The organism is Lonsdalea britannica, assembly GCF_946477055.1.
GTDB classification, from domain to species: domain Bacteria; phylum Pseudomonadota; class Gammaproteobacteria; order Enterobacterales; family Enterobacteriaceae; genus Lonsdalea; species Lonsdalea britannica_A.
In genome coordinates this window covers 1-6,231 of sequence record NZ_CAMKXG010000209.1, presented here as the reverse complement: position 1 = coordinate 6,231, position 6,231 = coordinate 1, and the positions used below count along the sequence as shown (strand labels likewise).

Annotated in this window: 6 protein-coding genes; 2 read left to right on the top strand and 4 right to left on the bottom strand. The window is 55.0% G+C overall.

What is annotated here, in order from left to right; genetic code table 11:
* From Q7O77_RS13240 to Q7O77_RS13230, 3 genes are all read right to left on the bottom strand, one after another.
* The coding region (locus Q7O77_RS13240; RefSeq protein ID WP_304168109.1) for an ABC transporter ATP-binding protein at positions 1-608 on the bottom strand (608 nt) is incomplete at its 3' end.
* A complete protein-coding gene (locus tag Q7O77_RS13235; protein WP_304168106.1) occupies positions 605-1,450 on the bottom strand; it encodes an ABC transporter permease in 846 nt (281 codons plus the stop codon). The genes Q7O77_RS13240 and Q7O77_RS13235, both read right to left, overlap by 4 nt.
* The gene (locus Q7O77_RS13230) at positions 1,447-2,385 is read right to left on the bottom strand and encodes an ABC transporter permease (protein WP_304168103.1); all 939 of its coding nucleotides are present in this window, start codon (positions 2,383-2,385) and stop codon (positions 1,447-1,449) included. Before Q7O77_RS13230 ends, Q7O77_RS13235 begins: the two co-directional genes overlap by 4 nt.
* Positions 2,386-2,913: 528 nt before the next feature.
* Between Q7O77_RS13230 and Q7O77_RS13225 the strand changes: the two genes are divergently transcribed.
* Complete coding sequence (locus Q7O77_RS13225; RefSeq protein ID WP_304168100.1) at positions 2,914-3,669, top strand: LuxR family transcriptional regulator; 756 nt, start codon at positions 2,914-2,916, stop codon at positions 3,667-3,669.
* An 86-nt stretch (positions 3,670-3,755) separates the two neighbouring features.
* A complete protein-coding gene (locus Q7O77_RS13220) occupies positions 3,756-4,652 on the top strand; it encodes a proline iminopeptidase-family hydrolase (RefSeq protein ID WP_304168097.1) in 897 nt (298 codons plus the stop codon).
* A 441-nt stretch (positions 4,653-5,093) separates the two neighbouring features.
* Here the strand turns inward: Q7O77_RS13220 and Q7O77_RS13215 are convergent.
* On the bottom strand, positions 5,094-6,231 hold a 1,138-nt coding region (locus Q7O77_RS13215; RefSeq protein WP_304168095.1), incomplete at its 5' end, for a nucleoside permease.

Below are 6,231 nucleotides of genomic sequence, written 5' to 3'. Positions count from 1 at the left end.
ACGCCGAGGCGGTCGCGCAGGTCACTCAGCAACCGCAGAATTTGCATCTGCACCGTGACGTCCAACGCCGTCGTCGGTTCGTCGGCAATCAGGATTTTAGGCTCGGACGCCAGCGCCACGGCGATCATCGCCCGCTGACGCATCCCACCGGAGAATTCATGAGGATAGTTGTTTATCCGCCGTTCGGGATCGGGAATGCCCACCTGCCGCAACAGTTCCACCGCATGGGCTTTCGCCTCGCGGCGGCTGGCGCCGAAGTGCAGACGTCGGCTTTCGGCGATCTGCGCGCCGACGGTCATGACCGGATTCAGGTGGCTGGTCGGATTCTGGAAAATCATGCCGATTTCCCGGCCGCGCACGGTGGAGAGCGCTCGTTCCGGCAGCGTGAGGATATCGCGCCCGTTGAGATTGATGCTGCCGGAAACCACGCGAAGCGCTTCTCCGGGGAGCAGCCGCATCATCGCGCGGCAGGTCACGGTTTTGCCGGAACCGCTCTCGCCGACCAGTCCGAGGATCTCTCCCTCGCGCAGCTCAAGCGAGACATCGTCGACCAGCGCGATACCTTGCCGGTTGACGACCGTCAGATGTGATAACGCCAGTAACGTCATGGCCGTTCTCCCAATAGGTCGCCCAGTCCGTCCGCCAGCAGGCTAAAGCCCATCGCCAGCAGCACAATCGCCAATCCGGGGAACGTGGTGATCCACCAGGCGGTGGTAATAAAACTTTGCCCTTCGGCTACCATCACGCCCCACTCCGCCGTTGGCGGCTGTACGCCTAATCCCAAATAACTGATGGCGGCGCCGTTAAGCAGCACCAGCACACAGTCGGACATGGCGAACACCACGGATCCGGTCAGCGCGTTGGGCAGCAGATGGACAAAGAGAATACGAGGATGGCTGAATCCCAGGCTGCGTACCGCCAGCATGAAATCCCGGTGCTTCAACGACAGTACCTGTGCTCGCACCAGACGGGCGTAAGTGACCCAGCCCACCATCGCCATCGCAATATAGAAACTGGCTAATCCCGGCCCGAGGACCGCGATTATCGACAACATCAGCACCAAAAACGGAAACGCCAGAATGATGTCGATACAGCGCATCAGCAGCGTATCCACGACGCCGCCGACGTAGCCGGACAGCGCGCCAATCGAGGTGCCGATCATGAAGGGAAAGATGACGCCCAGCAGGCAGATCTGCAGGTCGACGCGCGCCCCCCAGATGACGCGGGAGAAAATATCGCGGCCGAAGTTGTCGGTGCCGAACAGATGGCTGAAGCCCGGCGGCATCAAGCTGGCGGTGGGGTCTTGCGCAATCGGATCGAACGGGGCGATCCACGGCGCGAACACGGCCAACAGCGTCCATAGTCCGACAATCGTCAGACCGCCGCTCAACGCGAGGCGGCGAGGAAAGGCCAGCCACGGCAGCCGCCGCATAACAGGTGTCTGACTCATAGCTTGATCCTCGGGTCCAGCGCCACTGTGAGCAGGTCGGCGACCAGGTTAACCGTCACGGTTCCCAGCGCAAAAACCAGCACGACGCCCTGCACCACCATATAATCTCGGCTGAAAATCGCCTTGATTAACAACTGCCCCATCCCGGGGATAGCAAAAACACTTTCAATGACCACGGTGCTGCCAATCAGCCAGCCGATATTGACCGCCAGCAGATTAATGGTCGGCACCAGCGAGTTCGGCAAAATATGCCGCCAGAAAATGCGCGACTCGGGTTGTCCCCGCGCGCGCGCGGCCGTGACGTAGTCGCTTTTCATTTCCATCAGCAGGCTGGCGCGCAAATTGCGGGTCAGCACCGCAGACAGCGCCAGCGCCACCGTCAGACACGGCAACACCATATGATGCAGGCGATCCAGCCAATCGCGGCCATAGCCGGACACCGGGAACCACCCCAGTTCGATGCTGAATAACAAGATCATCATGATGCCGAGCCAAAAAGCGGGGAACCCCAGACCGGCGGTGGAGAACAGTCGAATCACCTGATCGGCCAGTTTACCGCGCCGCCGCGCCGCCCAGGACGCTAACGGAATGGTCAGCAAGAGCGCTAAAACCACGCTGCCTGCAATCAGCCAAATAGTCGGTTCAACACGCGAACCGATCACTTTCAGGGTATCCACTTTATAAACGATGGATTTCCCCAGCTCGCCGTGAAATAGATTACGAAGAAAATAGAAATACTGTAGCCACACCGGCTGGTCGAGACCGTACTGTTCACGCACTCGCGCCAGCGCGCCTGGGGTAGCCCGCACGCCGAGAAGAATTCGGGCCGGGTCGCCGGGGATCGCTCGCACCATGGCAAAAGTGATGATGCTGATGCCAAAAAGCACCGGCAACAGTTGGAGTGGCCGAAATAATATAAACCGATAACGATGCATACTAATTCCCTGTGTTTATGCTGGCGTATCTATTAATGACACCGTTTATGAACGGTTTGGCACAAACGGGTTGAGCCAGAAATTAAGCATTGCGCTGCGTGACCGGAATAATGAAAAACCGGCCGCAATAAACGCGATTTGCTAGGGAGCATACCAGGTCGTTTTTATTAAATAACGACTCACCAGAATGAAGGTCTGGTCGGTAAAAGGCATCATTTTTCGAACAGACGTGTATTCCTATTCAAAAATGGCCATTCACTTCAATAGTATGCCTTTTCTGTCTTTATATTTCACTCAACATAAGGTCTACTAATGAAAGAAAAACACAATAAGTCATAAAAAGCCCTGAAAGGCGGGAATCTACTCAATCATACCGGTCGTGAATAGTTAGCAAAAATGCTAGTTTTGCCTTAGCAAAAATGCTAGGTTACGCTTGGTTATTGACCGGGTTGAGGCCGAACATGCGCTCTGGCATCTGTACCGACCATCGTCCTCTTTTTAACGGGCTACATTTTGCGGAGGGTAATCATGGATAAGACTACTCAGCTTACCTCGTTGACACGTTCAGCCACTTCACTGGACGACGCTTTTGATCACATGTTCGCGCAAACGTTACACTTGGGATTCGACCGCGTGATTTATGACTACGCGCCGGTCCCCCGGACAATGGATGGGAAACTGATCAATCCTTCTCTGTTGCGTGTTAATAACGTGCCAGAAGACATGCCATTGCAGTGGTTCGAAAATGGTTTCTTTCAAATGGATGTTGTTCAACATCACGCTCTGGAAACCTGCGCGCCATTTGTATGGTCATATCAACGTCCTGAACGGACGCCGCTTCGCTCACGTATCGGCGAAGAGCATCAGTGCGTCACACATTACATGCGTGAAAACGGGATGCCTTGCGGCGCGACCGTCCCTCTGCACCTGCCTCGCGGAGGCTTCGCCACCGTAACGGCGATTCTTAACAACACGCATGAAGAACAGGATATCAGCAGTACATTATCAGATCTGACGTTTATTGCTCATCGTTTCCAGGAATCGGCGTTTCCCCTGTTCAGCGAAGATCTCATGACCTGCCAATATGTTCATCTGACCAAGCGCGAGCGCGAGTGTCTGACATGGTCTGCGGAAGGTCTGACGGCGAAAGAGATCGCCCGTAAACTGAACCGCTCCGTCGCGACCGTCACGCTGCATTTGAACAATGCCACCAAGAAACTGGGAGCGAATAATCGAGTACAGGCCGTCGTTCGCGCCATGTACTACCACCTCCTCGATAGCTAAAACTATCTATTTTACTAGCTTTCCGCTTTCGCTGACGCGCCTTACTCTTAAGCCAGACTTAACAGACATAAGAGTGACCGTTATTTATGAACACTGTCAGCGAAGGCTTTGCCCCTTTTCTCCAGTATCAAACCTGGTATCGAATCACCGGTGATTTACAAAATGGTATGACACCGTTGGTCGTTGTCCACGGCGGTCCCGGCTGCACCCACGATTACGTTGATTCATTTAAAGACATCGCCAACACAGGTCGCCCTGTGGTTCATTACGATCAGTTAGGTAATGGCCGTTCGACGCACCTACGGGAAAAACCAGCCGATTTCTGGCAGATCTCGTTGTTTCTTGATGAGCTGGATAACCTGTTAAAACATCTTAACATTCAGGACGACTATGCACTGCTCGGTCAGTCCTGGGGCGGCATTCTGATTTCAGAACACGCCGTAAGATGTCCGACCGGTTTGAAAGCTATCGTTATCGCCAACTCTCCGGCGTCGATTCCGTCATGGCTGCAGGCCGCCGCGAAGCTGCGCGCCGAATTGCCAGAAGCGGTTCAAGCGACCCTGCTTGAGCACGAAGAGGCGGGGACGGTGGATAGCGAAGCCTATCGCGAAGCATCACAGGTGTTCTATCAGCGTCACGTCTGCCGTCTGGACCCGTGGCCCGCTGAGGTGACACGCACCTTTGATTATATCGATGAAGACCCCACGGTTTATCACGCAATGAATGGACCGACAGAGTTCCATGTCATCGGCAGCATGAAAAACTGGAGCATCATCGATCGCGTCAAGGCCATCAACGTCCCTACCCTTTTGATTTCAGGGCGTTACGACGAGGCTTCACCAGAAACGATCCAACCTTTTGCAGACGGTATCGCTGATGTTGAGTGGGTTATTTTTGAACACTCAAGCCATATGCCGCATGTCGAAGAGCGCGAAGAATGCATGAAAACCGTCGGTGATTTTCTGCAGAGAAAGATTCGATAACATAAGAAGAAAGACCAATACCAGGGAAGGCGACATTTTAGTCGCCATTGTAAAACGCGCCGGCTATAACGGCCGGCGCGTTTCTTTTTTAGAGCGCTATTAAAGCGCCGGGCTTTATCACTCAGCCCAGAGGTGACCGCCTGTTGCCTAAGCTTGTTAGTTAGGACAAAAGACCGGTTCCTCATTCATTCCTCGCAAGACCGCCAGGGAATGGCGCGGTCTTGTTTATATTCTCATTCCTCTATTTTCTATCACACGCCCGGTTTATTTTTACCCTGCGACTGTCGCTAAGACGGTAGGGTCTCCGCGTCTCTTGCCAACGCCCAAGAAATCCGATGGATTCCCTCTGCCCCACCGACTCACTGGCAGGTCCGCCCGGCTAACCATGAACCGGCGCGACACGAGATATCCACGCCGATTCGTCACCCATCAGCCGTTACATCAGGTCGCTGACCCTGAAACGGTCTGGCCGCTTTGGTGGCGATACCGGAACGCCACGGCAAAAACGCAGCCCAGCACCAGCGTGTAACCCGCAAACGTTAGCCAAATCGCCTGCCAGTCCTTGACGCCAGCCGTCGTGAACAGATCCACCACCCCTCCGCTGACCAGCGCCCCGATATAAGCGCCCAGTCCATTGACCATGCTCATAAACATGCCCTGCGCGCTGGCTCTGAAACGAGAGTCGACTTCCGTATCCACAAAGATCGTGCCGGAGATATTGAAAAAGTCGAACGCGCAGCCGTAAATAATCATCGAGAGCACCAACAGCAGGAACCCCATGCCAAGCGGGTCGCCGTAGGCGAAAAACAGAAAGCGCAGCGTCCAGGCGAACATGCTAATGAGCATGACGCGTTTGATGCCGTAGCGGCGCAGAAAAAACGGAATGGTGAGAATGAAAAACACCTCCGAGATCTGCGAGAGCGATAACAGCACCGACGGATAAGTCGCCGCCAGACTCGACTGATAGAGCGGATTACGCGCGAAGTCGTGGAGAAACGGGTTGCTGAAGGTATTGGAAACCTGCAATGCGGCGCCTAATAGCATGGCAAAAATGAAGAACACCGCCATACGCGGCGTTTTGAACAGGGATAATGCCCCCAGCCCCAGCGCATTGAACAGACTGGTGCTACCGCCTTCACGATACAGCGAGCATCGCGGCAGCGTCAGGGAGTACAACGCCAACAGCAGCGAGGCGGTGGAAGCCAGATAAAGCTGACTATTGCTCAGTTCAATCTGCCCAAAACTCACCGTCCACATCGCCAGAATGAACCCAACCGTGCCGTAGACGCGGGCAGAAGGGAAATCCTTCACCCGGTCCAGCCCGTGCTGTTCCAACGCAAAATACGCGATGCTGTTGGACAACGACATGCTGGGCATATAGGCGATGGCATTCAGCAGCATGACCCAGAACATCATCATGGGGTCCGTCGCCTGCGCCGCGAGGTAAAGCGCGATCGCGCCCAGTAAATGGCACAGACCATAAAGGCGATTAGCCCGGATCCAGCGGTCGGCGATAATCCCCGCCAGACCCGGAAAGACCAGGGAAGCCAGCCCTTTTGCGCTATAGGCCATTCCGACC